Here is a 25,309-nt window from a genome sequence, read left to right as displayed (position 1 = left end):
GTTACCCTCGAAAGTGTGTCCCCGCCCACATCCCACACCGGATCAGGCGGCCCGGACCTCGAGGAACTGCTCGAGGAGCTCCGGCGCCGCAAATGGGTGCTGCACCTGTTCGGCGGCCGGGAGGCGCCGGAGATCTACGCGGCGGTCTTCCAGTGGCAGACCTGCGCGGACGTGGTCGTCATCCGGGACGAACACCGGGCCAGCGCCTACCGGGTGCCGACCTTCCCGGGTACCGACGTGTTCAGCCCGCGGGTGGTGACGTGGCAGTACCACGCCACCCCGGTCTGGACGCTGCGGGCGGCGCTGACGCTGGCGGAGCCGGGCACCCCCGGCGCCCCGCTGCAGGCACTCCGGCCACAGCCGGGCTGCCACATCCCGATGGAGCTCCGCGCGGACGTGACGATCCGGCCGACCGGCACGGGCTTCGACTTCGACGACCGGAGGGGGGACGACGGCGGGCCTCCGGCGTGTGCCTAGCGGGCGAGCAGCCGCTCCGCGACCACCAGGTCGTGGGGGTAGGTGATCTTCAGGTTCTCGGGCGCACCGGGGACCCACCGGATCGGCAGGGAGGAGAACCGCTCCATGCACGACGAAGTGTCCGTTCCCACGAAACCTTCCCGTTCGGCCTGTTCATAGGCCTCGAGCAGCGGTCCGGCCCGGAAGCCCTGAGGCGTCTGGACGCGGATCGCGCCGGGCACCTGGGCGACCAGGTGCCCGGCATCCACCTCGACGACGTCGTCCGCGGCCAGGCCCGGCACAGCCCCCCCGTCCTCGCGTGTCCGGGCCAGCACCGCACCGACCAGTTCGGGGTGGACCAGCGGCCGGGCCGCGTCGTGCAGCAGCACGGCGTCGACCCGGCCGCCTGTTATGCGCGGGGCGAGGTGGCGCAGCGCGTTCAGCTCGGACGCCTGCCGCGTGTCCCCGCCGTGCACGACCTCGACGTTGTCTTCGAGGCCGGCGAGAACCTCTTGAGCAAGTTCGGTGTCCTGCGGCCGGATCACGAGCACCAGCACGCCGATCCCGGGGACGCGCGCGAACGCCTCGAGCGACCAGGCGACCACCCGCCGGCCGGCGAGCGGCAGGTAGACCTTGTTCACCTTCGCGCCGACGCGGGTGCCCGCGCCACTGGCCAGCACCACCGCGGCCGCAGTCTTCTCCACGAGCGGCGAGACTACTGGGAGCGACGGATCCCGGCTCACACGGCGAGCCGAGCCCCGGTCCACCGGTGCCGGCCAATGCCATGAAGGGCACCTTCAGGGCTTATTTGTCCCTGAAGGTGCCCCTCACGACCTCTTTGTCCCTGAAGGTGCCCCTCACGGCGCCGCAGGAGGGCCACGGGTGACGCGGCCCACCGGCGGTTTCCGGCGGCCCGGTAGGTTGGGCGCCAGCAGCGCCGTAAAAGGACTGCCGTTACAAGAGAAAGGGCCTGGTGTGGAGCCGGACGACATCGAGTTCCCCGAGATCACCCCGCCCGACGAGCACGCCCGGTCCGCGGCGATCGTGCTCCACGAGAAGCTGGTCAAGCCCGCCGGGTCGCTCGGCAGGCTGGAAGAGCTGGGCGTCTGGATCGCGGCCTGCCAGGGCCAGTCGCCGCCGCGGCCGTTCACCCGGCCCCGCGTCGTCGTCTTCGCCGGGGACCACGGCATCGCCGCCAAGGGCGTCTCGGCCTATCCCGCCGAGGTCACCTCGCAGCTGCTGGGCACGATGCTGACCGGCGGCGCCGTGATCAACGTGCTGGCCGCCGCCGCGGGCGCGAGCGTCCGCGTGGTCGACATGGCCGTGGACGCCGAGGCACCGGCGACCCGCTCGATCGGCGAGTTCAAGGTCCGCCGCGGCTCCGGCTCGATCGACGTCGAGGACGCACTGAGCGCCGACGAGGTCAAGGCCGCCCTGCGCGCCGGGATCACGATCGCCGACGCCGAGGTCGACGGCGGCGCGGACCTGCTCATCCCCGGCGACCTCGGGATCGGCAACAGCACGCCGGCGTCCGTGCTCGTCGCGGCCCTGACCGGCACCGAGCCGGTGGCCGTCGTCGGGCGCGGGTCCGGCATCGACGACGACGCCTGGATGCGCAAGGCCACCGCGGTGCGCGACGCCCTGCGCCGGGCCCGCGTCGTGCTCGCCGACCCGACCGCCCTGCTGCGCACCACCGCGGGCGCCGACATCGCCGCGATGGCCGGGTTCCTGGCCCAGGCCGCGGTCCGGCGGACGCCGGTGGTGCTGGACGGCCTCGTCGCCTGCGCGGCGGCCCTGGTCGCCGAGGACCTCGCCCCGGGCGCCCGCCGCTGGTGGGTCGCCGGGCAGCGCACGGCCGAGCCGGCGCACGTCCTCGCGCTGGAGCACCTGGACCTGGGCCCGCTGCTGGAGCTGGACGTCCGGCTCGGCGAGGGCACCGGCGCGGTGACGGCGTTGCCGCTGCTGTCGATGGCCGCGCGCGTCCTGGCCGAGACGGCCACGCACGAGCAGGCCGGCGTCTCCGGCCCGCTCATCCCCGCCACCGCCACCTGACCCCGCGAATGCCGTGAGGGGCACCTTCAGGGACATCCGGTCCCTGAAGGTGCCCCTCACGGCATTTCAGCAGAAACTCAGCCGAGCGGGATCATCCAGTGGTCGGCGTCCGGGCGGGTGCCCTCCTGGATGCCGGTCAGCTCTTCGCGCAGCTTCATCGTCAGGGTGCCCGGCTGCCCGTCGCCGATCGTGAACTCGCCGTTCGCGTGCTTGACGTGCCCGACCGGCGTGATGACGGCCGCCGTGCCGCAGGCGAACGTCTCCGTCAGCTCACCCGAAGCCGCCGCCTTCTCCCACTCCTCGGTGGAGATCCGGCGCTCTTCGATGCGGTAGCCGAGGCGGGAAGCCAGCTGCAGCAGCGATTTGCGGGTGACACCGGGCAGCAGCGAGCCGGTCAGCTCGGGCGTGACGAGCCGGGCGTTCTCGCCGGAGCCGAAGACGAAGAACAGGTTCATCCCGCCCATCTCCTCGACCCAGCGCCGCTCCACCGCGTCGAGCCAGACCACCTGGTCACAGCCCTTTTCGACGGCCTGCGCCTGCGCGACGAACGACGCCGCGTAGTTGCCGGCGCACTTGGCCGCGCCGGTGCCGCCGGGGGCCGCGCGCACGTACTCGGTGGACAGCCAGACGCTCACCGGCTTGATGCCGCCGGAGAAGTACGACCCGGCCGGGGACGCGATGACGGTGTAGAGGTAGTCGGCGGCGGGGCTGTTGACGCCGAGGCCGGTGGACGTCGAGATCATGAACGGCCGCAGGTAGAGCGCGTCACCCTGGCGGGTGGGGACCCACCGGTTGTCGACGGCGATCAGCTCGCGCAGCGACTCGAGGAACAGCTCCTCGGGCAGCTGCGGCATGGCGAGCCGCTCGGCCGACTGCCGGAAGCGCACGGCGTTGGCGTCCGGGCGGAACGACGAGATCTCACCGCCCGGCTGGCGGTAGGCCTTGAGACCCTCGAAGATGGCCTGGCCGTAGTGCAGCACCGACGTCGCCGGGTCGAGGGTGAACGGGGCGTAGGGGCCGACCTGCGCGTCGTGCCAGCCTTCGCTCTTGGACCACTTCACGGTCACCATGTGATCGGTGAAGTACAGCCCGAAACCGGGGGCGGCGAGTACCTCCGCGACGCGTTCCTGGCTCGCAGGGCTCGAGTGCGGGACAGTGGCGAACTGCGTCGTGATGGTCATGGCCAGAGAATACCTGTTGGTCGGAAGGGCGTTAGTCGGATGTCCATCTGTTTTCCCGACCGGCCTGGCCTCCCGCGTCCGCGCCGTTATCACTCTAGGATGACGCCGTGACCTTTCACTCCACCGAGCCGGTCCCCCGCGCCACGGGTGCCGGGGCCGGCGTCAAGACCTTCGTCACCGCGGTGCTGCTGACCTTCGGCGTCGGCCTGCTCGGCATGGTCGGCTGGGCCGTGCTCAGCAGCGGCTTCGGCGGCTTCCTCGGCCTCGTCGCCGGCGTCTTCGGCGTCGTGTGGTGGCGGAGCATCCACGACAAGACGGTGTTCCCGAAGGTGATCCCGACGAAGTCCGTCGTGATCCTCGCGGTCGTCAACGCCGTGCTGGCGCTGGTCCTGATCCTGACGGCGGGCTGAGCTCCTCCAGCAGCCCCGCGGGCAGCTCCGGCACCGGCCAGCCCGGGTCCGGGCGGAAGTCGGTGCCCGTCCCGTCGAACGGGTAGGCGCCGCGCTCGGCCAGCGCGCCGATCCGCTCGCCCTCGGCGCGCAGCCGGTCGAGCTGCTCCGAGGTGAGCCGCCCGGCGTCGATCGCCACCTCGGCCTCGTCCTCGTCGTCCCAGCGCCAGGTGCCGTCCCGCTCGACGACGACGTCGAGCACGCCGTCGATCCGGTCGACCGCGCCCGGGCTGCGGCCGAGCGGGACCTCGAGGTTGACGTACCAGTTCGTGAACCGGCCGTCGGCGTCGAAGAACCACCAGACCGACGACCATTCGTCGTCGGCGATCCGGCGCAGGTTCGACGTGCGGTGCCAGAAGTCCGGGACCACGACGCGCGGGATGCGGAACCGCTGTTCCAGGGGCGCGTCCGCCATGTGCCGGCCGTCGGCGAGCCTGCTGCCGACGATCGGCGTGCCCGCCGGGATCCAGCCGAGCAGGACCCGGCCGTCGTCTTCGAGGACGCGCAGCGGGTGGACCTGCCCGATCGAGCCGTCCGGCCGGTGGAACCGCTCGAGCACGGTCTGCCCGGGCCTCCGGCGTCGATCACTCACGCGCCCCACTGTACCGGCGGGCACGCACGCCCAGTAGCAGTTCGATCACCGTCACCAGCCCCGCGACGACGAGCACCGGGAGCGCCGGCAGGAAGTACGCGGCCACCGCGGCGACGGCCAGGCCCGCGAGGCCGGGCACGCCCGCCCGCGTCCGGACCTCCGCGCCCGCGGCGAGCGCCGGCACCACGGTCGCGACCACGGCGAACGCGGTGAGGACCGGCTGCAGCGAGTCCGCGTCGGCGGCGGACAGCAGGTCGCGCAGCGAGGTCAGCGAAAGCCCGAGCCGGACCGCGCCGAGCTGGTACAGCGCGGCGAAGGCGGCCAGCACCGCGATCCCGCCGAGCAGCAGGACCCGCAGCCCGGCGTGTTCGCGACCGCGAGGCCGCAGGAACGGAAGCGTGAGCACGGCCACGACGAGCACCCCGGCGAAGTCGGGCGGCTGCAGGCCGCCGCCGACGGTCGAAACCGGCGTCACGGCCACGCAGAGCGCGACCAGGACCAGACCGGCCACCAGGAGCACCACGCCCGCGGCGCGTGCGACGAACGTAGGGATCTTGATCCCGGCGAACCCGGCCCCGGCGACCACGACGACGAACGCCGCCGCGGCGAGTTCGCGGTGCAGCGGGAAGACGTACGCCCCGAAGGCGATCGCGTAGACGGCGATCTCGGCCAGCCGCGCGACGGCCACGACGACCCGGTCGACCAGGGCGTCCCCCGGTTCCGGCACCCTCGCCGCCGCACCGGCGGCCACCGCCGCCAGCACCAGGCCGGCCAGCAGCCACCAGCCCGCCCCCGCCGCGCCGGCCGCCAGCGCGACCAGCAGCCCGCCACCCAGTCGCACGCCGCCCTCCCTCTCCCTGTGTTCACCCCTGGTCCGCCTGTCATTAGCATGGCTCACGATCCCGACCGGGCCGGTGCCCGGTACCACGTGAACGCGCGAGGAGCCAGAAGTGACCGTGCCCAAGCTCGCCCTGTCCGACAACACCGGGGAGGCACTGGCCAAGACGCGCGCCGACGTGGTCGTCATCGGCACCGTGGCCGGCGAGGACGGGCCCGTGCTCGCCGCGGGTGCCGCGGCCGTGGACGCCGCCTTCGACGGCCGGCTCGCCGGCCTGCTCGCCACGCTCGGCGCGAGCGGCAAGGCCGAAGAGGTCGTCAAGGTGCCGACGCTGGGCAAGCTCGGTGCCGGTGTCGTCCTGGCCGTCGGCCTGGGCAAGGCGGGTGCCGGCGTCACCCCCGAGCAGGTCCGCCGCGCCGCCGGTGCCGCCGGCCGCGCGCTGGCCGGCACCGACCGCGCGTTCGTCACGCTGTCGGAGCTCGACCTGCAGGCCGCCGTCGAGGGCACGATCCTCGGCTCGTACGTCTTCACCGACTACCGCTCCGAAAAGGGTGACGCGCCGGTCGCGAAGGTCGACTTCGCGAGCCCCACTGCCGGCACGTCCCGCGACCACAAGGCGACGCTGAAGGCGGCCGGCAGCATCGCCGAGGCCGTGCTCACCGCCCGCGACCTGATCAACACCCCGCCGAACGACCTCTACCCGGCGTCCTTCGCCGAGCGCGCCAAGAAGCTCGCCGAGGACAACGGCCTCGAGTTCGAGGTGCTCGACGAGAAGGCCCTCAAGCGCAAGGGTTTCGGCGGCATCCTCGGCGTCGGCGGCGGCTCCTCGCGCCAGCCGCGGCTCGTCCGCGTCGCCTACAAGCCGGCCAAGGCCGCCAAGAAGGTCGCGCTGGTCGGCAAGGGCATCACGTTCGACTCGGGCGGCATCTCGCTCAAGCCCGCCGCCAACATGGACCACATGACCTCGGACATGTCCGGCGCCGCCGGTGTGCTCGCGTCGGTCGTCCTGGCCGCGAAGCTGAAGTACCCGCTCGAGATCGTCGCGCACATCCCGCTGGCGGAGAACCTGCCGTCCGGGACGTCGTACCGCCCGGGTGACGTCCTCACCATGTACGGCGGCAAGACCGTCGAGGTGCTCAACACCGACGCCGAAGGCCGCCTCGTGCTGGTCGACGCCATGGTGCGCGCCGCGGAGGAGAACCCGGACTACCTGATCGAGACCTCGACGCTGACCGGCGCCCAGGTCGTCGCGCTCGGCAACCGCACCGCGGGCGTGATGGGCTCGGACGACTTCCGCGACCGCGTCGCCGCGATCATGCAGGCCACCGGCGAGAACGGCTGGGCGATGCCGCTGCCCGAGGAGCTGCGCGCCGACCTCGACTCGCGGCTGGCCGACCTGGCCAACGTCACAGGGCACCGCTGGGGCGGCATGCTCGCGGCCGGGATCTTCCTGCGCGAGTTCGTCGCCGACGGCCTCGACTGGGTGCACATCGACATCGCCGGCCCGTCGTTCAACTCCAGCGCGCCGTGGGGCTACACCGGCAAGGGCGGCACCGGCGTCCCGGTCCGCACGATCGCCGCCGTGCTGGCGGACATCGCCGCCAACGGCTGAGTGGACGCAGGCGAGTACCTCGAAGCGGCGGTCAGGGACATCCTGACCGCCGTTTCGTCCACTGTGGACGACCAGGTCGGGTACGCGGCCCTGCTGCTCGCCACCGCCGGCGCCCTCGGCGAAGCCGACCGCGTCGTCGCCCACTGGCAGGCCCGCACGGAACGGCCCGTGAGCGCGCTGGCCGCCGACCCGATCCGGGCCCGTGCCTGGGAAATGCTCTTCGAAGCCCGCGGCGGGCGTCCCGGGTGGGCCGCGGGCCTGCCGCTGCTGGACCTCGACGCCGAGGAGCGCGCGCACACGGCGTCCCTGCGCCGTCCGGTCTCCGACCTCGACGGTGTCCTCCCGCCCGGGGTGATCGCCGAAGTCGTCAAGCACGTCGCGCCGTCCCGGCCGGACAAGGTCCGCACCGCGCTCGCCGACGGCGACCTCGCCCGCTGGGCCGAGCTGGCCGGGCCGCGCCCCGACGTCGCGATGCTGGCGGCGACCCGCGCACTGGCGCCGGCTCTGGTGGCCGGCGCGGACCCGCTCGGCCTGGGCGACTGGGCCGAGGCGGGCGCGCTGGTCGCGGCCCTGAACGAGCGCCACCCGCCGGACCTGGGCACCTGGCCGGAGCTGGTCGCGGAGATCCTGCGCCTGCGCGGCGGCGTCACCGCCCCTCCCCCGGCGTCGGCCGCGGCGATCCGTTCGGCCGAACAACGGCTCGGCGTCGCACTGCCGGACGACCTGCGCGAGTTCCTGCGCACCTGCGACGGCCTGCCCGCCGACGTCGTCTTCCCGCGCCTGCTCGGCACGGCCGACCTGCGCGCCGAGAACGGCGTGGTCGTCCTGGCCGAACCGGCCGTGCTGCTGCTGTCCGCGTCGCACGTCGTGGAGGTCGACCCGGTGCTCGGCACCACCGTGCACCCGTCGTTCCGCGCGGTGCTCGAACACCACGCCACCCTGTTAGCGTCGGCGCAGTGACCACCCTCACCGTGGAGAAGATCACTCCCGAGAACGTCGCGGCCACCTGCCAGCTGGCGGTCGAAGAGCACCAGAAGGACTTCGTCGCGCCCGTCGCCGTCTCGCTCGCCGAGGCCTACACCCGGCCGGAGATCGCCTGGCCGCGGCTGATCCGCGCCGACGGCGAGCCGGCCGCCTTCGTGATGGGAGCGTTCGACCCCGGCGCGGAGCTCGATTTCTTCCGCTGCGGGATCTGGCGGCTCAACGTCGGCGCCGGCGTCCAGGGCCGCGGCTACGGCCGGTTCGCCGTCGAAGCCGTGCTCGGCGAAGCTCGGCGGCGCGGCGAAAAGGCCGCGACGGTGCTGTGGATCCCGGCCGAAGGCGGCCCGGAGGACTTCTACCTGCGGCTGGGCTTCCGGCCGACCGGCCAGACCTTCAACGGCGAGGTCGTCGGCCGGATCGCCCTCTAGACCTGCCCGCGCTTCTTCCGCTCCGTGTACTCACGCATCCGCTTCGGGTAGCCGATCCGCGCGACCTCGTAGACCGGGATCGAGCGGCGCTGGCCGAACGACTGCGCCGACTCCAGGCTGCCGATCCGCCGCCGGGTCCACTCGCCGTCGTGAGCGACCAAGACCACTGTGGTCTCCGTGACGTTGGTCTTGGGCTCGACGAACGCCTCGACCCCGCGCCGCGTGGCCGCCCACTCCTCGAGGTGCCGGGTGTCGTCCGAATTGGCTTTCCGCAGCGTACCGGCCCGCTGACCGCCCTTGGCGCGCCTGCGCAGCGAGTCGAAGAGCCCCACCACGACCACCTCTCCTCCAGGTACTTTGCCTCCTCATTATCCCGGACTCCCCGTGTGGTCGGTGTCGCACACCCGGCTAGGTCGCAGCCCCGTCCGGCGTAGTGACAAGATGGCGGAGTCGCGCGCGCGGTTATACCGGGAACGGGCGACGACAGAGCATCACCCCACTGCTTGCCGAGGAGCTATTGAAGTGACCGACACCTCCGCCGACCTCGTGATCCTGGGAGGCGGATCGGGCGGCTACGCCGCGGCGTTCCGCGCGGCCGAGCTGGGCCTTTCCGTCACGTTGATCGAGAAGGACAAGCTCGGCGGGACCTGCCTCCACCGGGGCTGCATCCCGACCAAGGCCCTGCTGCACGCAGCCGAGGTCGCCGACGAAACCCGCGAAGCCGAGGCGGTCGGCGTCAAGGCCGTCTTCGAGGGCATCGACATCGCCGGGGTCAACAAGTACAAGGACGGGATCGTCTCCCGGCTGTACAAGGGCCTCCAGGGCCTGGCCAAGGCGCACAAGGTGAACCTCGTCGAGGGCAGCGGCACGTTCGTCGGCGGCACGACCGTCGAGGTGGACGGCACCCGCCACACCGGCAAGAACGTCATCCTCGCCACCGGCTCCTACTCGCGCACGCTGCCGGGTCTGGAGCTCGGCGGCCGCGTGATCGCCAGCGAGCAGGCCCTCGCCCTGGACTACGTCCCCAAGAAGGTCGTGGTCCTCGGCGGCGGCGTGATCGGTGTCGAGTTCGCCAGCGTCTGGGCCTCCTTCGGCGTGGACGTCACCATCGTCGAGGCGCTGCCCCGGCTGGTCCCGAACGAGGACGAGTTCGCCTCCAAGCAGCTCGAGCGGGCCTTCCGCCGCCGCAAGATCGCCTTCAAGACCGGCGTGCGGTTCACCGGCGCGAAGCAGGACGACAACGGCGTGAGCGTCTCGCTGGAGTCCGGCGAGACCCTCGAGGCCGACCTGCTCCTGGTCGCCGTGGGCCGCGGGCCGAACTCGGCCGGCCACGGGTACGAGGAGGCCGGCGTCAAGATCGAGCGCGGCTTCGTGCTCACCGACGACCGGCTGCGCACCAACCTGCCGAACGTCTACGCCGTCGGCGACATCGTCCCGGGCCTGCAGCTCGCGCACCGCGGGTTCCAGCAGGGCATCTTCGTCGCCGAGGAGATCGCCGGGCTCGCCCCGCGCGTGATCGACGAGAGCGGCATCCCGCGGGTCACCTACTCGCACCCGGAGGTCGCGTCGGTCGGGCTGACCGAGTCGCAGGCCAAGGAGAAGTACGGTTCGGACGTCACCACGTTCACCTACGACCTCGGCGGCAACGGCAAGAGCCAGATCCTCAAGACCTCCGGTGGGGTCAAGCTGGTCAAGGCGCCCGACGGACCGGTCGTGGGTGTACACATGGTGGGCGACCGCGTCGGCGAGCTGATCGGCGAAGCGCAGCTGATCTACAGCTGGGAGGCCTTCCCCGAGGACGTCGCCCCGCTCATCCACGCGCACCCCACCCAGACCGAGGCCCTCGGTGAAGCGTTCCTCGCCCTCGCGGGCAAGCCGCTGCACGTGCACAGCTGACGTCTCACCAGCAGAATCCAGACCACGCAGAATCTTGAAAGAGGAGTCAGCGAACGATGGCCTACTCCGTCACACTGCCGGAGCTCGGGGAGAGCGTCACCGAAGGCACCGTCACCCGGTGGCTTAAGCAGGAGGGCGACACTGTCGAGGTCGACGAGCCGTTGCTCGAGATCTCGACCGACAAGGTCGACACCGAGGTGCCCTCCCCGGTGGCGGGCACGGTCGTGAAGATCAGCGCCGCCGAAGACGAGACCGTCGAGGTCGGCGCCGAGCTCGCCGTCATCGACGACGGATCCGGCGGCGCGCCCGAGTCTTCCGCCCCCGCGCAGGAAGAGCCGAAGTCCGAGCCGGAGCCCGAGCCCGAATCGGCCCCCGAGCCCGAGGCCCAGGAGAGCGCACAGGACAGCGCGCCGAGCAAGCCGGACACCGCGCCGGCCGCCGGTGGCGAAGGCACCGAGGTGAAGCTGCCCGAGCTGGGCGAGAGCGTCACCGAGGGCACCGTCACGCGGTGGCTGAAGCAGGTCGGCGACTCGGTCGAGGTCGACGAGCCGCTGCTCGAGATCTCCACCGACAAGGTCGACACCGAGGTGCCGTCGCCGGTCGCCGGCACGGTGCTGGAGATCCGCGCGGGCGAGGACGAGACCGTCGAGGTCGGCGGCGTCCTGGCCGTGATCGGCGACGCGAACGCCGCGCCGAAGGCCGAGTCCAAGCCGGAGCCGGTCCAGGAGTCCAAGCCCGAGCCGAAGCCGGAACCCAAGCCGGAGCCGAAGCCCGAGCCGGTCCAGGAGTCCAAGCCGGAACCGAAGCCCGAGCCCAAGGCCGAGCCGGCCGCGGCGAAGGAGAGCTCGGCGGACGGCCCGTACGTCACGCCGCTGGTGCGCAAGCTCGCGTCGGAGCACGGCATCGACCTGTCGAGCCTGACCGGCAGCGGGGTCGGCGGCCGGATCCGCAAGCAGGACGTGCTGGCCGCGGCCGAGGAGAAGCAGAAGGCGGCCGCTCCGGCCCCCGCTGCCGCTGCTCCGGCGGCGTCGGCTCCCGCGGCCTCGTCGGCCCCGGCCGCCCCGCGCCCGACGGCCGTCTCGGTCTCCCCGGAGGTCCAGGCGCTGCGCGGCACGGTGCAGAAGGCCAGCCGGATCCGGCAGATCACGGCCACCAAGACCCGCGAGTCGCTGCAGATCGCCGCGCAGCTCACGCAGGTCCAGGAAGTGGACGTGACGAAGATCGCCAAGCTGCGCCAGCGGGCGAAGGGTGCCTTCAAGGAGCGCGAGGGCGTCAACCTGACGTTCCTGCCGTTCTTCGCGAAGGCGACCGTCGAGGCGCTGAAGCAGCACGCGAACGTCAACGCGTCCTACAACGAGGACACGAAGGAGATCACCTACCACGGCGCCGTGCACCTGGGCATCGCGGTGGACACCGAGCGCGGCCTGCTCTCGGTCGTGATCCACGACGCCGGCGAGCTGAGCCTGGCCGGTATCGCGCACCGCATCGCCGACCTGGCGGGCCGGGCGCGGGCCAACCAGATCAAGCCCGACGAGCTGTCCGGCGGCACGTTCTCCATCACCAACATCGGCAGCGTCGGCGCCCTGTTCGACACGCCGATCATCGTGCAGCCGCAGTCCGGCATCCTCGGCACGGGCGCGGTCGTCAAGCGCCCGATCGTCGCGACGGACGCCGACGGCAACGACACCATCGCCATCCGGTCGATGGCGTACCTCCCGCTGACCTACGACCACCGCCTGGTGGACGGGGCCGACGCGGGCCGCTTCCTGATGACGATCAAGCAGCGTCTGGAAGAGGGCAACTTCGAGGACGAGCTCGGTCTCTGATCCGAACGCACGAAGGCCGCCACGGGACTCCCGTGGCGGCCTTCGCCGTTTCCGGACCCGGGGTGCGGCGCGGACTCCGATGGGCGACGATCGACCCATGCGAGTACTGATCGCCGGAGCGAGCGGGTTGATCGGGTCGGCGCTGGGTGAACGCCTGCGGCGCGACGGCCACGACGTCCGCAAGCTGGTGCGGCGCGAAACCCGGGCGGCGGACGAACACCGCTGGGACCCGCCGGCCGGCACCATCACCGCCGGCGCGTTCGACGGCGTGGACGCCGTCGTCAACCTCGGTGGCAAGCCGCTGTTCCCCGGCCGGTGGAGCGCGATGCGCAAGCAGGAGCTCATCGACAGCCGGGTCGAACCGACCGAGGTGCTCGCCGAAGCCGTCGCCGAACACGGGGTCGGCGTCCTGGTCAACGCCTCCGCCGTGGGCTACTACGGCGATCCCGGATCGTCCACTGTGGACGAATCGGCGAAGCGCGGGCAGGGTTTCCTGGCCGAGCTGTGCGAAGCGTGGGAATCCGCGACGGCGGCGGCATCGAACGCGCGCGTCGTGAACATCCGGACCGGGTTGGTGCTGTCGGCGAAGGGCGGCCTGTACGGCTTGCTGCGCCCGCTCTTCCAGTTCTGCCTGGGCGCGCGCCTCGGCGACGGCCGCCAGTACATGCCCTGGATCGCCCTCGAGGACGAGGTCGGCGCGATCGTCCACGCTCTCACCAAGGAAGAACTGTCCGGCCCGGTGAACCTGACCGGGCCCGCGCCGGTAACCAACGCCGAGTTCACCCGCGCGGTCGGCCGCGCCGTGCACCGGCCCGCGCCGTGGTTCGTGCCCGGGTTCGCGCTCAAGGCGGTGCTCGGCCAGGCCGGCGAGGAGATGGCGCTGTTCGGGCAGCGCGCCGTTCCGGCCGCGCTGGAAGGCTCCGGCTACACCTTCCGGCACCCGACGCTGGACAGCGCGCTCGCCGCGGCATGACCGTTCTCGTCCGGCGCTGGCTCGTCGTCGGCTTGGTGCTGACGGCCGCGTTCGTCCTGCTCGGGCTGAGCGTCGCGCGACAGCCGCTCGCCCTGGACGTCGCGGTCGCCGACGCCCTCCACGGCGTCTACGCCCAGCCGCTCGGCCGGGTCGCCCAGGCCGGCAGCGACGTCCTCGGGCCGGTGCTCCCGTTCGTCCTCGGCACGGCCCTGGTGGCGCTGGCGCTGCGCCGCCGTGAGCATGTCGGCCTGTGCGTCCGGCTGGCGGTCGTGCTGGTGCTCTGCCGGCTGACCAGCCTGGTGTTCAAGCCGGTCTTCCTGCGCGAACGTCCCCGCGACTACCCGGACCTGAGCTACCCGAGCGGGCACGTGACGTCGGTGGCGAGCACCGGGTTCGTCGTGCTGCTGCTGTGCGCGTGGCTGTGGCCGCGGCTGGTGAAACGCGTCGCGGTGGCCGTCGTCGTGGCGACCGTGCTGATCGCCGTCTTCCGCGTCGTGCTGGGCGTGCACTGGGTCACCGACACGGTCGGCGCGGTGCTGGCGGTGACCGGTGTCGGGCTGCTCTCAGCATGCGCCTTGCGCCTGCTTCCGGCGGGTGACGGGCGTAGCCTCGACGGGTGAGTTCTTCCCGGATTTCCTGCCGCGCCAGCACCGAACCCGTCGACGTCCGCGAGCTCGGCACGATCGACTACACCGAGGCCTGGGAGCTCCAGCGGAGCTCGCTCACCGCCCGGGCCGACGGCACCGCGCCGGACACGATGCTCCTGCTGCAGCACCCGTCGGTGTACACCGCCGGCAAGCGCACCGAACCCGAAGACCGGCCTGCGGACGGCACTCCGGTGATCGACGTCGACCGCGGTGGCAAGATCACCTGGCACGGCCCCGGCCAGCTGGTCGGCTACCCGATCGTGAAGCTCGCCGACCCGATCGACGTCGTGCACTACGTGCGGCGGCTCGAGGAGGCGCTGATCCACGTGTGCGACCAGCTGGGTGTGCGCAGCGGGCGCGTCGAGGGCCGCAGCGGCGTCTGGATCCCGGCCGACGAGCGGGGCATCGAGCGCAAGATCGCCGCGATCGGCATCCGCGTCCAGCGCGGCGTGACCATGCACGGCTTCGAGCTGAACTGCAACGCCGACCTCGCCGCGTTCGACAACATCGTGCCGTGCGGCATCCGCGACGCCGGCGTCACGTCGCTGTCGTACGAGCTGCAGAAGGACGTCAGCGTGGAAGCGGTCCTGCCGCTGGCCCGCGACGCCGTCCTCGCCGCCCTGGAAGGCGAGCTGCCGGTGAGCGACGACCGCTGGCTCCCGCGCCCCGAGGCCCCGCAGGCCGCGGGCGTCACCTTCGCCCTCCAGAACTGAAAGCCGTGAATGGCCCATTGAGGGACTTAGAGTCCCTCAATGGGCCATTCACGGCTTTGAACCTCAGTCCAGCTGCGGGGCGACCTCGGACGCGATGAGGTCGATCTGGTCCAGGTCGGACAGGTCCAGCAGCTGCAGGTAGACGCGGGTGATCCCGGTCTTCTCGCGCCACTGCCCGATCCGGTCGACGACCTCGGCGGGCGAGCCGGCCAAGCCGCTCTTCCGCAGGCCTTCGACGTCACGCCCGATCGCCGACGCCCGGCGCTCGACCTCGGCGTCGTCGCGGCCGACGCCGACGACCAGCGCCACCGAGCGCAGGATCTCCTTCGGGTCGCGGCCGATCTCCTGGGCCGCCGCCTCGACGCGGGCGAACTGCGCGGCCGCGGTCTCCTGGTCGGCGAACGGGAGGTTGAACTCGTCGGCGAAGCGCGCGGCCAGCGCCGGGGTGCGCTTCTTGCCCGAGCCGCCGATGATCACCGGCGGCGCCGGTGACTGGGCCGGCTTCGGCAGCGCCGGCGAGTCGGTCAGCGTGTAGTGCTCGCCCTTGAAGGAGTACGTCTCCCCCGCCGGCGTCTTCCACAGCCCGGTGATGACCTCGAGCTGCTCGGCGTAGCGGTCGAAACGCTCCTTCAGCGGCGGCAGCGTGAGGCCGTACGCCTCGTGCTCGGCGTCGTACCAGCCGGCACCGAAACCGAACTCGACCCGGCCGCCGGACATCTGGTCGACCTGCGCGACGGAGATCGCGAGCGGGCCGGGGTGCCGGAAGGTCGCCGCGGTGACGAGCGTGCCGAGCCGGATCCGGCTGGTCTCCCTGGCCAGGCCGGCCAGGGTGATCCAGGCGTCGGTCGGGCCGGGCAGGCCGTCGGCCGAGCCCATCCTCAGGTAGTGGTCGCTGCGGAAGAAGGCGTCGTAGCCGGCGGCTTCGGTCGCCTTCGCGACACGCAGCTGGTCGTCGTAGCTGGCCCCTTGCTGGGGCTCGGTGAAGATCCTCAAGTCCACCGCGTCAGCCTATCGACGGAGTGGCCTCTTCGCCGTCGGTGCGCCGCAGCCGGACCAGCATGCGGACGATCACGTCCTCGATCTCGGCGCCGACCTTCTTCGGGTCGGGCGAGCTGGCGATCTCGGTGGCCGCGCTCGACAGCGCGCCGAACAGCAGCCGCGCGGTGACCTCGACGGGCACCGGCTCGACCTCCCCCGCGTCGATCAGCGACTGCAGGCCCGAGCGCACGAGCCCGAAACTGCACCGCTCCTCGGCCTCGCGCCAGCGCTCCCAGCCCATCACGACCGGCGCTTCGTGGATGGCGATCCGCTGGTAGGCGGGGTCGAGGCAGGCGCGGATGAACGCGTTGAGGCCGGCGAGGGCCCGTTCCCACGGGGTGCCGTCGCCGTTCATGATCTTGTCCAGGCGGTCGTAGACGAGGCTTTCGACCGAGTCGAACGCGGCTTCGAAAAGGGCCTGCTTACCGCTGAAGTGGTGGTACAGCGCACCCTTCGTCACCCGGGCGCGTTTGGCGATCTCGTCGAGCGAGGTACCCGCGTAACCGCGTTTGGTGATCAGTTCCACCGCGCTGTCGACCAGCGCCGACCGCGTCGACTCGGAGTAGTCGAGTCGCCTGGACCTCATTGTCGCCACCTTCACAACTTTACGCCCGGAGGATCTCTCCATACCCATGGTATGTTCACCGGGTCAGGTCCGTACCGGGAGTATGCCGCAGACCCGCGGTATGACCCCCGCCACGGAAGGGGAGCCACACCATGAGCTGGACCGACTTCTACCGACGTCAGGAAATCCTCGAAGCCACCGTCCGCCAGGGCGGCCGGAACCCGGGCGCGCCGCTGCCGCTCGACGAGGTCCCCGGTGCCGCGGACCACTTCGGCTGTGAAGAGAACGTCCTCGCCGCCCTGCAGTACAAGTGGACGCAGGTGCTGAGCGGACGGCTGCGCACCGAGGTCACCGACCCGGACGACGCCGACGGCCTGGGTGACCACGTCGACGCCGTCACCCGCGCCTGGCGCGCCACCGTCGAAGAGCACGAGACGCTGCGCGCGGTGCTCGACGGCGGTCTCGAGCGCCACGCGTCGCTGCGCCGCATGCACGAAGGCGAGCTGCGCATGCTCGCCGTCACCTCCGGGCTGGCCGACCCGCGCGAGGCCGCCGACGAGATCACCAAGGTGGGCCACGCGCTCGAGGCGCTGCTGCGCACGAACCGCCAGGAGACCAACTGCCCGCGCCGTCCGATGATGAACGGCTTGCGCCGCCTGCTCGCGCCGAGCGCGTAACCAGGGTTAAGTAAGCGCATGACTCAGCGTTGGTCCGAAGCCGACATCGCCGACCAGACCGGCCGCACCGCGGTGGTCACCGGCGCGAACTCCGGCCTCGGCCTCCGCACGGCCGAGGTGCTCGCGGGCAAGGGAGCCCGCGTGCTCCTCGCGTGCCGCTCCGCCGAACGCGGCGCGAAGGCCCTGGACCAGGTGCGCGCGGCCGCGTCGGGCGTCGCACCCGAGCTCGTCAAGCTGGACCTGGCCGACCTCGGCTCGGTGCGCGAAGCCGCCGCGTCGGTGCGCGAGCTCACCGGTGACCGGCTGGACGTCCTGGTCAACAACGCCGGCCTGATGATGACGCCGCGCGGCAAGACCGCCGACGGCTTCGAGACCCAGTTCGGCACCAACCACCTCGGCCACGCGGCGCTGACCTGGCTGCTGCTGCCCGCGTTGCGCGGCGGCAGCGGCTCCCGCGTCGTCACGCTCTCGAGCGTCGCCGCGACCGGGGCGCGCATCGACGTCGCCGACCCGAACTTCGAGCACCGCCGCTACAACCCGGGCGCCGCCTACGGCCAGTCGAAGCTGGCCAACCAGGTCTTCGCGCTCGAACTGAACCGCCGGCTGCGCGCCGCGGGTGAAGACATCATCAGCCTCACGGCCCACCCCGGCTACACATGGACCGGCCTCGGCCAGGGCATGGCCCGCTCGTACCGCAACCCGGTGCTGCGCGCCGTGATCGGCGGCGGCAACCGGCTCGGCGAGATCCTGCTGGCCCAGGGCCCTCGCATGGGCGCACTCCCCCAGCTGTACGCGGCCACCGCGGACGGCGTCGAAGGCGGCGAATACATCGGCCCGCGCGGGGTCGGCGGCCTGCGGGGTTACCCCGTGAAGGTGAACCCGCTCGCCGCCGCCCGCAGCGAGGCGATCGGGGCCGCGTTGTGGGATCTCACCGCGAAGTTGACCGGCGTCACCCCCGACCCCGCGTAGTCCGGACGGGCGTACGGTTGAGGGCGTGAGTGCTGCGCCTGAAGGCCGGAAGCTGCTGCGTCTGGAAGTCCGCAACAGCGAAACGCCGATCGAGAAGAAGCCGCCGTGGATCAAGACGCGGGTGCGGATGGGGCCGGAGTTCACCGAACTCAAGGGCCTGGTGCGCCGCGAAGGTCTGCACACGGTTTGTGAAGAAGCGGGTTGTCCCAACATCTACGAGTGCTGGGAAGACCGCGAAGCCACGTTCCTCATCGGCGGGGACCAATGCACCCGCCGGTGCGATTTCTGCCAGATCGACACGGGTAAACCGGCCGAGCTGGACCGCACCGAGCCGCGGAAGGTCGCCGAATCCGTCCAGGCCATGGGCCTGCGGTATTCGACAGTCACCGGTGTTGCGCGTGACGACCTTCCCGATGGTGGGGCGTGGCTGTACGCCGAGACCGTCCGCCAGATCCACGACCTGAACCCGGGCACCGGCGTCGAGCTGCTGATCCCGGACTTCAACGCGGACCCGGCGCAGTTGGCCGAGGTCTTCGGTTCGCGACCGGAAGTCCTTGCCCACAACGTCGAGACGGTGCCGCGGATCTTCAAGCGCATCCGTCCCGGCTTCCGCTACGCGCGGTCCCTCGAGGTCATCACCGCCGCGCGCGAAGCGGGCCTGGTGACGAAGTCGAACCTGATCCTCGGCATGGGCGAGACGCCCGACGAGGTCGCTCCCGCCATGCAGGACCTGGTCGACGCCGGGTGCGAGATCCTGACGATCACCCAGTACCTGCGGCCTTCCCCGCGGCACCACCCGGTCGATCGCTGGGTGAAGCCGGAGGAGTTCGTCGAGCACTCCCAGGCCGCCGAGGCGATGGGTTTCGCCGGTGTCATGGCGGGTCCGCTTGTGCGCTCGTCGTACCGCGCGGGACGGCTGTACGCCCAGACCAAGGCCCACCGCGGTGAGGTCCTGCCGGAGAACCTGCGGCACCTCGCCGTCGAAGGCCCCGCCGCGCAGGAAGCCGCGTCCCTGCTGGCCCGGTGATCGACGCCACACCACCGACCTTAAAGGATCGGTAAAGTGGCGCGCATGGCCCTGGTTTCGGATCTCTTGAGCTGGCTGCAAGGACTCCCGGAACCGGGGCTCGTCGCGGCGACCGGCGGCCTGGTGTTCGCCGAGTGCACGATCGGGCTGGGTTTCCTGGCCCCGGGCGAATCCGGGCTGCTCATCGCCGCGACGACCGCGAACACCGTCGCGCGGTTCCTGGCACTGTGGACGGTCGTCACGCTCTGCGCGACCGCGGGTGACGCCCTCGGCTACGCCATCGGCCGCCGCTTCGGGCCGCGGCTGCGTGAGACGAAACTGATCCGCAAGTACGGCCTCGAAGCCTGGGACAAGGCCACGTCGGTGCTGGAACGCCGTGGCGCCTGGGCGGTGTTCTTCGCCCGGTTCCTGCCGGTGATCCGCACGCTGACCCCGGCCGCGGCCGGGACGTCCGGCCTGCCGTTCCGCCGGTTCCTCCCGGCGGCCGCGGCGGGCGCGTTCTGCTGGTCGCTGGTCCACATCAGCATCGGCGCGGCCCTGGGCGAAGCCGCGAAACGCATCGAAGGCGCGTTGAACACGGGCGGCTTGATCGTGGTCGGCGTGCTGGCGGCGGCCGCGGTGTTCTTCTTGCTGCGCTTGAAGAAGCGCAAGACCCTCGCCGCCGCCGAACCCGAACCCGAGCGCGTCCCCTGACAGCAATGCCATGAGGGGCACCCTCAGGGACTTCAAAGCCATGAAGGTGCCCCTCACGGCTTGCAAGCCGTGAGGGGCACCTTCCCGGCGTCAGCGACGGGCGCGCGTCACCGTGCCGGTGGCCCAGCCGATCAAGCCGAGCGCCAGCAGCGCCCCACCGGCGACGAACGGCCAGGAACCGGAGCCCGGCGCAGGCGCCGGAGCAGGAGTGGCGGCGAGGTCGTAGCCGCCGAGCTTGCCCTGCGCGCGGTACGCCGAACCGGGCAGCTTGTCGCCGTAGAGCCGGTGCACCAGCTGCTGGTACGCCGGGAGCGCGAGACCCTCGCCGACCCGCGACCGCGCCGGGTCGTTGAGCGGCAGCACCCGGCCGTCACGGATCCGGTACCACGCGTTGACCTGCGGCTCGGTGAACACGACGTCACCGTGGGCCTGCGCCGGGTACGTCAGCTCTTCGGTCCCGGTGGTGAAGTTGGTCGCGGCCCAGCCGGCGGGTTCCGGCGTCAGCCAGACCGTCGCCTGACGGCCCGTCGAGGCCTGCGTCCGCACGGCGAAGTAGGCGAACGTCGCCGGCGTCGCGCCCGGCGTCCCGGCGACGAACGCCGGGTCGAGGGAGTAGACGCGCAACGGCTCGCCGGTGACCTTCGGCTCCTGCGCCGAGTCGGCCCGTGCGACACCGGAACGCTGGTCGAGCTGGCCGAAGAACGACGACAGCTTCGCCGTCGTGTCCGCCGAGGCGAGCGCCTGCTTGGCCGCCGCGACGTCCGTGTTCGAGGGCTCCGAAGCCGAAGCCGTACCACCGAAACCCAGCACCAGCGCGGAGCCGGCGAGGAGGGTGACGAGTCCGCGGAAGACGTTCATGTCACGCCCCGATCCGGTAGAGGGACTGGGCCCACTGGAACTGCCCGTTGCGGACGTAGCTCGAGTGCGCCATCGCGCTGTAGCGCTGGCTGCTCGGCCACGGGTCGCCGTAGTAGACGAGCCCGCTGGTGTCGTAGCCGTAGATGACCTGGGCGTGCCCACCGCCGGCGGTCCAGTAGATGCCGGTCTCGATCGGCCGTCGCGCCCCGATTTCGCTTTGCACGGACGCGAAGCTCAGCGCGCTGGTCACGGTGCCGGGCCGCAGCCCGAGCGCCTGGTAGCCGCGCTGCACGTACGTCAGCTCACCGGCCTGGTTGGGGCACTGCGAGCCGGCCGGGTAGCCGCGGGAATAGTCGCAGAACGTGTTCTGGCTGACGTTCGAGCCGTAGCCCAGGAACCGTGCGATGGTCAGGCCGCTCGCGGCCCAGCACCACTGGTTCTGCTCCTGGACGAGCTGGCTGATGGCCAGCGTGGTGGCGGCCCGCGGCGCGGCCGTCACGGGTGGGGCGAACAGACCGGCCAGCGCCACGCACAGCACGCCGATCGCCATTGATCGTCTGAGGTGCATCGTTGCTCCTTGTCGGCAACAGGTGGGGACCCGGTGAGCGTCTCCCGTTGCCGCGCCGGGCAGTAATCCCAGCGGGGATAACACCGGCGTTATGCCGCCTATCGGGCGGAGACGAGCCGTTCGCCCGGTTCCTCCGGATGCTGCCGGCACCACCGCGCGAAGTGCGGGTTCCGGCGCTTCGACGCCTCGTACGCGACCTCCGCGCAGCGGAACACCTCGTCGGTCGCCGGGGTGCGGGCGTCGTCCTCCCGCGTCGCGAACAGCAGCGTCGTCCAGAGCGGGTCCCCGGCGAGCGGCAGCGCGACCAGCCCGGGCGGCGGCGCCGACGCGGCCTGTGCGAGACATACCGCACCCTGCGCGATCAGCGTGCCCGCCGTGCCCGCCTCGGACGTGAAGTGCCGCACCCGCGGGGTGAACCCGGCGGCCGCGCAGGCCTGCAGGAACCGCACCCGCACGCAGTTCTCGTGCGGCGGCGGCAGGATCCAGTCGACGTCGGCCAGCTCGGCGAGGTCGACGACACCGCCTCGGATGGCCGGATGCCCCTGCGCGATCCCGACGAAGATCGGCTCGGTCGCCAGGGTCCGCACGGTCAGCCCGGCGTAGTGGTGTGCCTCGGCCCCGTCGAACCGTTCGAGCAGGGCGACGTCCACCCGGCCGGTCGAGAGCAGCTTCAGGAGGGTCAGCGAGGCCGGTTCGGCGTAGGTCTGGACGTCGAGCGTCTTCCCCAGCTCTTCGATGAACCGGCCGATGATGAGCAGCGGCACGTACCCGATCTTCAGCGTCTCCGCGACGCCTTCGCCGTGGCTCCGCGCGGTCGCGACGAGGGCCTGCATGTCGGACAGCAGGGCGTCGGCGCGGGCGAGCACGAACCGGCCGAGCTCGGTGGGGCGCACCCCACTGGGCTCGCGGACGAACAGGTCGCCGCCGAGGATGCGTTCGATGCGCTTGAGCTGCGCGGTGAGGGCGGGCTGGCTGACGCCGAGCACGGTCGCGGCACGGCTCACACTGCCGCCGTCGGCCACCGCCCGGACGGCCCTGAGATGGCGCAACTCCAGCTCGGCCACGTCCAGCAGGTTAACGCCGCCTTCACGGCCGGCACGACCCGCGAAAGTCGGGCTTACTACATTCGGCGGTATGAGTTTCGCGGATCTTCCCCGGCCGATCGGCTTCGTCCTCGGCGGTGGCGGCAGTCTCGGCGCCATGCAGGTCGGCATGCTGCGCGCGGTCGCCGAAGCCGGGATCACCCCGGACCTCGCGGTCGGCACGTCGGTCGGCTCGCTCAACGCGGCCGTCCTGGCCCTGACCCACGACGACCCGATCGAGCGACTGCGCGGCATCTGGGCGCACATGACGCGCGACGAGGCGTTCCCCGGCGGCGTGCTGAGCCGGGTCCGGACGCTGACCCAGAGCAAGACGCACCTGTTCCCCAACAGCGGGCTCACGAAGATCGTCAACGAGCACGTCGGCCCCGGCCGCCGGTTCGAGGACCTGGCGCTGCCGCTCGGTGTCGTCACCACGCAGGTCGACACGGCCGAGCCGCTGCTGATCCGGTCCGGGCCGCTCCTGGAGCCGCTCCTGGCCAGCTGCGCGATCCCGGGGATCTTCCCGCCGGTCGCCTACGAGGGCCGGCTGCTGTACGACGGCGGCCTCGTCGCGAACGTGCCGATGCGGCAAGCGCTGGCCATGGGGGCGAAGTCGCTGGTGGTGTTCGACTGCGCGTTCCCCGGGAAGCTGCCGGCCGAGCCGCGGACGTTCGCCGAGGTGATGATGTTCACCGCGATGATCAGCATGCGGAACCAGGCCGTGCTGGAGGCGCCGCTCGCGGCGTCCCAGGTGCCGGTGGTCTACCTGCCGGGACCGGCACCCGTGCGGGTGAACCCGCTGGACTTCGGCCACACGGACGCGCTGGCCGCCGAGGCGTACGACGCGGCGCGGGAGTTTCTCGACGGAATTTCGGTGTCCGGCGCGGGGCTTTACGGCGCTCCTGGTCTGGTCGTCACGTGATCCACGTCACGACGATGCACCGATCCGGTCGGAAGGACGTCATCGCTATCGCGTAGTTTTGATGGTAATGCCCGCCGATCCCAATTCCTCAAAAAGAGATAATATGCTCCCCAAGAAGACTTTACTTTCGGTGGCCGGGATTCTCGCCGGAGCACTGCTGCTTTCCGCCTGCTCGTCCGGTGACGACGGTGGTTCGCCCGCCAGCGGGGCGCCCACGTCCGGATCCGAGGCGCCGTCCGCGACCCCGGTGGCGGTGACGTTCGAGCCGGCGGGCGGCGCCAACGTCAACCCCGCGACCCCCGTCGTCGTCAAGGCGGCCAACGGGAAGCTCATCGACGTCACCGTGACCAACACGGCGAAGGGGAAGGCGGTGGCCGGCAAGCTGGCGACGGACTCCCTGAGCTGGACCTCGAGCGAGCCGCTCGGCTACGGCGCGACGTACAAGATCGTCGCGCACGCCCAGGGCGCCGACGGGAAGCCGATCGAGCAGGACAACCAGATCAGCACGGTCGCCCCGAAGAAGCAGGCGAACGCCAACCTGATCCCGGCGCCGTCCGCGGTGGCGAGCACGGGTGTCGGCGTCGGCCAGCCGATCGTCTTCAGCTTCGGCAAGATCGCCGTCAAGAACAAGGCGGACGTCGAGAAGGCCCTCACGGTGGAGTCGTCGCCGAAGCAGGAGGGCAGCTGGTACTGGATCGACGACTCGAACGTCCACTACCGGCCGAAGGAGTACTGGAAGGCCGGCACCACTCTGAAGGTCACGGCGAAGATCTACGGCGTCGATTTCGGCAACGGCGTCTTCGGCGCGGAAGACCGCACGGAGACGTACAAGGTGCACGATTCCTGGATCGCGAAGGCGGACGGGAACACCGAGCAGATGCAGATCTTCCACAACGGCTCGATGGTGAAGTCCATGCCGATCTCGATGGGCAAGGACGCTACGCCGACGCATTTGGGCGCGCACGTCATTTCGGACAAGCAGGCCAACTACACGATGGACTCGTGCACGTACGGCGTCTGCCCACCCGACCCGAAGGCGTACCGTTCTGATGAGAAGTTCTCGCAGCGCATCTCGAACGACGGCGAGTTCGTCCACGAGAACCCGAACAGCGTGGGCCAGCAGGGAAGCTCGAACGTCTCCCACGGTTGCATCAACCTGAACGCCGCGAACGCCCAGTGGTTCTTCCAGAACCTGGGCCTGGGCGACGTCGTGGAGGTAACCAACTCGGGCGGCCCCCAGCTCCCGGTCTGGGACCTGTACGGCGACTGGTCCAAGTCCTGGGCCGACTGGCAGGCCGGCTCGGCCGTGAAGTAATTGGTCTGGCTTTGAGAAAGGGCCGGGAGCCTTGTGCTCCCGGCCCTTTTTCGTGCTTCCCTTTGACATGATTGGCCGAGTCATGCGGCCGGTGGCTTCCTCGGCTCTCCAACGTGACAGGCGAGGCATCACGCGTGCCCGCAGGGGCATCGGGTGCGTCTGGGGAGGCGTCTCGAGTGATCAGCGGGGCATCACTCGTGAGTGGGCGGACATCACTCCGGGCTGGGACGCGGGTTTCGCATTACCAGCGCCGGGCTCGCGTGCTCGAAGCCGGAACGCGCGAACCTTGGCCGACCGGCTCAGGTACCCGGCCAGCCAGCTCCCCCGCCTGGAGGGTCGGCTCGCGTACTTGGACGGTCGGTTCGCGTACCTGGAGGGTCGTCTCGCGTACCCAGACAGCCGGCTCGCGTACCTAAACAGTCGGTTCACGTACCCGGCCAGCCGACCCTCGCACCTGGCCGGCCAGCTCGCGTACCTGGACGGTCGGCTCGGGGGATGGGGAAGCAGCTCGCGTGGCTGAACGGTGGCAGGCGTGATCAGGGGGTCGACACGTGACCCCAGCGAGCCGGTACTCGTGATCGCCGGTGCCGGCTCGCGTGGATTCGAGCGCCGGCACTGGTGACCAGAGCGCCGGCGCACGTGACCAGCGAGCCGGGCCCTGTGATCCGGAGGTCGACACACGTGATCCGGGAGCCGACACGTGATTGGAGGGTCGACACGCGTGAGTGGAGGGTCGGCTCGTGTGATTGGGGAGTCGACACCTGTGATTGCGGGGACGACACGCCCGTGTGTGGGGATAAAGAAAAGGGCCCGGCCGGGAGAACCATGGTTCTCGACCGGGCCGGGCCCTTCACTAACGTAAGTTCGGCGGTGTCCTACTCTCCCACAACCCTTCGGTTGCAGTACCATCGGCGCTGTCAAGCTTAGCTTCCGGGTTCGGAATGGGACCGG

Annotated in this window: 27 protein-coding genes and 1 rRNA gene; 17 read left to right on the top strand and 11 right to left on the bottom strand. The window is 71.3% G+C overall.

All coding sequences use genetic code 11. The features are described 5' to 3' along the window. The first annotated feature begins 15 nt into the window (after positions 1 to 15). Positions 16 to 477: a hypothetical protein gene (locus ACIOD2_RS26515; protein WP_400543363.1), complete on the top strand. Its 462-nt coding sequence runs from the start codon at positions 16 to 18 to the stop codon at positions 475 to 477. Here the strand turns inward: ACIOD2_RS26515 and ACIOD2_RS26510 are convergent. Next, positions 474 to 1,160, bottom strand: a complete 687-nt coding sequence (locus ACIOD2_RS26510) for a 2-C-methyl-D-erythritol 4-phosphate cytidylyltransferase (protein ID WP_400543360.1) — start codon at positions 1,158 to 1,160, stop codon at positions 474 to 476. The genes ACIOD2_RS26515 and ACIOD2_RS26510 overlap by 4 nt on opposite strands. A 271-nt stretch (positions 1,161 to 1,431) precedes the next feature. Here ACIOD2_RS26510 and cobT point away from each other — a divergent pair, with 271 nt between their 5' ends. Beyond that, positions 1,432 to 2,508: a nicotinate-nucleotide--dimethylbenzimidazole phosphoribosyltransferase gene (cobT, locus tag ACIOD2_RS26505; RefSeq protein ID WP_400543357.1), complete on the top strand. Its 1,077-nt coding sequence runs from the start codon at positions 1,432 to 1,434 to the stop codon at positions 2,506 to 2,508. Between the two features lie 77 nt (positions 2,509 to 2,585). Here cobT and ACIOD2_RS26500 read toward each other — a convergent pair whose 3' ends face one another. After that, positions 2,586 to 3,689 carry a branched-chain amino acid aminotransferase gene (locus tag ACIOD2_RS26500; protein WP_400543354.1) on the bottom strand — a complete coding sequence of 368 codons (1,104 nt, stop codon included), beginning with the start codon at positions 3,687 to 3,689 and terminating at the stop codon, positions 2,586 to 2,588. 107 nt (positions 3,690 to 3,796) lie between these two features. Between ACIOD2_RS26500 and ACIOD2_RS26495 the strand changes: the two genes are divergently transcribed. Then, complete coding sequence (locus tag ACIOD2_RS26495) at positions 3,797 to 4,099, top strand: hypothetical protein (protein WP_400543351.1); 303 nt, start codon at positions 3,797 to 3,799, stop codon at positions 4,097 to 4,099. Here the strand turns inward: ACIOD2_RS26495 and ACIOD2_RS26490 are convergent. Beyond that, a complete protein-coding gene (locus ACIOD2_RS26490) occupies positions 4,056 to 4,730 on the bottom strand; it encodes a DUF402 domain-containing protein (RefSeq protein ID WP_400543348.1) in 675 nt (224 codons plus the stop codon). The genes ACIOD2_RS26495 and ACIOD2_RS26490 overlap by 44 nt on opposite strands. Beyond that, positions 4,723 to 5,571 (bottom strand): hypothetical protein, encoded by an 849-nt coding sequence (locus ACIOD2_RS26485; RefSeq protein ID WP_400543345.1) that lies wholly within the window; start codon positions 5,569 to 5,571, stop codon positions 4,723 to 4,725. Before ACIOD2_RS26485 ends, ACIOD2_RS26490 begins: the two co-directional genes overlap by 8 nt. 109 nt (positions 5,572 to 5,680) lie before the next feature. Here ACIOD2_RS26485 and ACIOD2_RS26480 point away from each other — a divergent pair, with 109 nt between their 5' ends. Genes ACIOD2_RS26480 through ACIOD2_RS26470 form a run of 3 tightly spaced genes read left to right on the top strand, consistent with a single transcriptional unit; the run spans position 5,681 to position 8,589 of the window. Further along, the gene (locus ACIOD2_RS26480; RefSeq protein WP_400543342.1) at positions 5,681 to 7,180 is read left to right on the top strand and encodes a leucyl aminopeptidase; all 1,500 of its coding nucleotides are present in this window, start codon (positions 5,681 to 5,683) and stop codon (positions 7,178 to 7,180) included. After that, entirely contained in the window at positions 7,181 to 8,140 is a 960-nt protein-coding gene (locus ACIOD2_RS26475) for an SMI1/KNR4 family protein (protein WP_400543339.1), read from the top strand. It abuts the gene before it with no gap. Next, complete coding sequence (locus tag ACIOD2_RS26470) at positions 8,137 to 8,589, top strand: GNAT family N-acetyltransferase (RefSeq protein ID WP_400543336.1); 453 nt, start codon at positions 8,137 to 8,139, stop codon at positions 8,587 to 8,589. The genes ACIOD2_RS26475 and ACIOD2_RS26470 overlap by 4 nt, the downstream gene beginning before the upstream one ends. Here the strand turns inward: ACIOD2_RS26470 and ACIOD2_RS26465 are convergent. Continuing rightward, positions 8,586 to 8,930: an oxidoreductase gene (locus tag ACIOD2_RS26465; protein WP_392775010.1), complete on the bottom strand. Its 345-nt coding sequence runs from the start codon at positions 8,928 to 8,930 to the stop codon at positions 8,586 to 8,588. The genes ACIOD2_RS26470 and ACIOD2_RS26465 overlap by 4 nt on opposite strands. Positions 8,931 to 9,111: 181 nt before the next feature. Between ACIOD2_RS26465 and lpdA the strand changes: the two genes are divergently transcribed. From lpdA to lipB, 5 genes are all read left to right on the top strand, one after another. Continuing rightward, the gene (lpdA, locus tag ACIOD2_RS26460) at positions 9,112 to 10,485 is read left to right on the top strand and encodes a dihydrolipoyl dehydrogenase (protein ID WP_400543333.1); all 1,374 of its coding nucleotides are present in this window, start codon (positions 9,112 to 9,114) and stop codon (positions 10,483 to 10,485) included. 56 nt (positions 10,486 to 10,541) lie between these two features. Beyond that, positions 10,542 to 12,311 carry a 2-oxoglutarate dehydrogenase, E2 component, dihydrolipoamide succinyltransferase gene (gene sucB, locus ACIOD2_RS26455; RefSeq protein ID WP_400543330.1) on the top strand — a complete coding sequence of 590 codons (1,770 nt, stop codon included), beginning with the start codon at positions 10,542 to 10,544 and terminating at the stop codon, positions 12,309 to 12,311. Between the two features lie 97 nt (positions 12,312 to 12,408). Then, a complete protein-coding gene (locus ACIOD2_RS26450) occupies positions 12,409 to 13,284 on the top strand; it encodes a TIGR01777 family oxidoreductase (protein ID WP_400543327.1) in 876 nt (291 codons plus the stop codon). Further along, positions 13,281 to 13,904 carry a phosphatase PAP2 family protein gene (locus tag ACIOD2_RS26445; RefSeq protein ID WP_400543324.1) on the top strand — a complete coding sequence of 208 codons (624 nt, stop codon included), beginning with the start codon at positions 13,281 to 13,283 and terminating at the stop codon, positions 13,902 to 13,904. The genes ACIOD2_RS26450 and ACIOD2_RS26445 overlap by 4 nt, the downstream gene beginning before the upstream one ends. Continuing rightward, the gene (gene lipB, locus ACIOD2_RS26440; RefSeq protein WP_400543321.1) at positions 13,901 to 14,644 is read left to right on the top strand and encodes a lipoyl(octanoyl) transferase LipB; all 744 of its coding nucleotides are present in this window, start codon (positions 13,901 to 13,903) and stop codon (positions 14,642 to 14,644) included. Before ACIOD2_RS26445 ends, lipB begins: the two co-directional genes overlap by 4 nt. A gap of 63 nt (positions 14,645 to 14,707) precedes the next feature. Here lipB and ACIOD2_RS26435 read toward each other — a convergent pair whose 3' ends face one another. Together ACIOD2_RS26435 and ACIOD2_RS26430 are read right to left on the bottom strand one after the other, a co-directional pair. Continuing rightward, positions 14,708 to 15,643 (bottom strand): LLM class F420-dependent oxidoreductase, encoded by a 936-nt coding sequence (locus ACIOD2_RS26435; RefSeq protein WP_400543318.1) that lies wholly within the window; start codon positions 15,641 to 15,643, stop codon positions 14,708 to 14,710. Between the two features lie 4 nt (positions 15,644 to 15,647). After that, positions 15,648 to 16,268 (bottom strand): TetR/AcrR family transcriptional regulator, encoded by a 621-nt coding sequence (locus tag ACIOD2_RS26430; protein WP_323332523.1) that lies wholly within the window; start codon positions 16,266 to 16,268, stop codon positions 15,648 to 15,650. 131 nt (positions 16,269 to 16,399) lie between these two features. Here ACIOD2_RS26430 and ACIOD2_RS26425 point away from each other — a divergent pair, with 131 nt between their 5' ends. Genes ACIOD2_RS26425 through ACIOD2_RS26410 form a run of 4 tightly spaced genes read left to right on the top strand, consistent with a single transcriptional unit; the run spans position 16,400 to position 19,613 of the window. Beyond that, a complete protein-coding gene (locus ACIOD2_RS26425; protein WP_400543315.1) occupies positions 16,400 to 16,924 on the top strand; it encodes a hypothetical protein in 525 nt (174 codons plus the stop codon). Between the two features lie 18 nt (positions 16,925 to 16,942). Next, positions 16,943 to 17,893 (top strand): oxidoreductase, encoded by a 951-nt coding sequence (locus ACIOD2_RS26420; RefSeq protein ID WP_400543312.1) that lies wholly within the window; start codon positions 16,943 to 16,945, stop codon positions 17,891 to 17,893. A 25-nt stretch (positions 17,894 to 17,918) separates the two neighbouring features. Next, positions 17,919 to 18,920: a lipoyl synthase gene (gene lipA, locus ACIOD2_RS26415; RefSeq protein ID WP_400543309.1), complete on the top strand. Its 1,002-nt coding sequence runs from the start codon at positions 17,919 to 17,921 to the stop codon at positions 18,918 to 18,920. 45 nt (positions 18,921 to 18,965) lie between these two features. Continuing rightward, the gene (locus ACIOD2_RS26410) at positions 18,966 to 19,613 is read left to right on the top strand and encodes a DedA family protein (protein ID WP_400543306.1); all 648 of its coding nucleotides are present in this window, start codon (positions 18,966 to 18,968) and stop codon (positions 19,611 to 19,613) included. A 90-nt stretch (positions 19,614 to 19,703) separates the two neighbouring features. Here ACIOD2_RS26410 and ACIOD2_RS26405 read toward each other — a convergent pair whose 3' ends face one another. The 3 genes from ACIOD2_RS26405 to ACIOD2_RS26395 form a co-directional block, all read right to left on the bottom strand. Further along, entirely contained in the window at positions 19,704 to 20,471 is a 768-nt protein-coding gene (locus tag ACIOD2_RS26405) for a hypothetical protein (RefSeq protein WP_400543303.1), read from the bottom strand. Position 20,472: 1 nt separating this feature from the next. Next, positions 20,473 to 21,039, bottom strand: coding sequence for a papain-like cysteine protease family protein (locus tag ACIOD2_RS26400; protein WP_400543300.1), 567 nt, complete (start codon positions 21,037 to 21,039; stop codon positions 20,473 to 20,475). Between the two features lie 98 nt (positions 21,040 to 21,137). Further along, positions 21,138 to 22,103 (bottom strand): LysR family transcriptional regulator, encoded by a 966-nt coding sequence (locus tag ACIOD2_RS26395; RefSeq protein ID WP_400543297.1) that lies wholly within the window; start codon positions 22,101 to 22,103, stop codon positions 21,138 to 21,140. Positions 22,104 to 22,173: 70 nt separating this feature from the next. On the opposite strand from ACIOD2_RS26395, the gene ACIOD2_RS26390 reads away from it, so the two are divergent. Both ACIOD2_RS26390 and ACIOD2_RS26385 read left to right on the top strand, forming a co-directional pair. Further along, positions 22,174 to 23,043 carry a patatin-like phospholipase family protein gene (locus ACIOD2_RS26390; RefSeq protein WP_400543294.1) on the top strand — a complete coding sequence of 290 codons (870 nt, stop codon included), beginning with the start codon at positions 22,174 to 22,176 and terminating at the stop codon, positions 23,041 to 23,043. Positions 23,044 to 23,146: 103 nt separating this feature from the next. After that, the gene (locus tag ACIOD2_RS26385) at positions 23,147 to 24,358 is read left to right on the top strand and encodes an Ig-like domain-containing protein (RefSeq protein WP_400543291.1); all 1,212 of its coding nucleotides are present in this window, start codon (positions 23,147 to 23,149) and stop codon (positions 24,356 to 24,358) included. A gap of 862 nt (positions 24,359 to 25,220) precedes the next feature. Here ACIOD2_RS26385 and rrf read toward each other — a convergent pair. After that, positions 25,221 to 25,309: ribosomal RNA gene (gene rrf, locus ACIOD2_RS26380) — 5S ribosomal RNA — on the bottom strand; the annotation flags it as partial.

Origin of the sequence: Amycolatopsis sp. NPDC088138 (assembly GCF_044741685.1) — a bacterium.
In the GTDB taxonomy this organism is placed as follows: domain Bacteria; phylum Actinomycetota; class Actinomycetes; order Mycobacteriales; family Pseudonocardiaceae; genus Amycolatopsis.
Note: the sequence above shows the minus strand (reverse complement) of the source record. Positions and strands in the feature narration are given on the sequence as shown.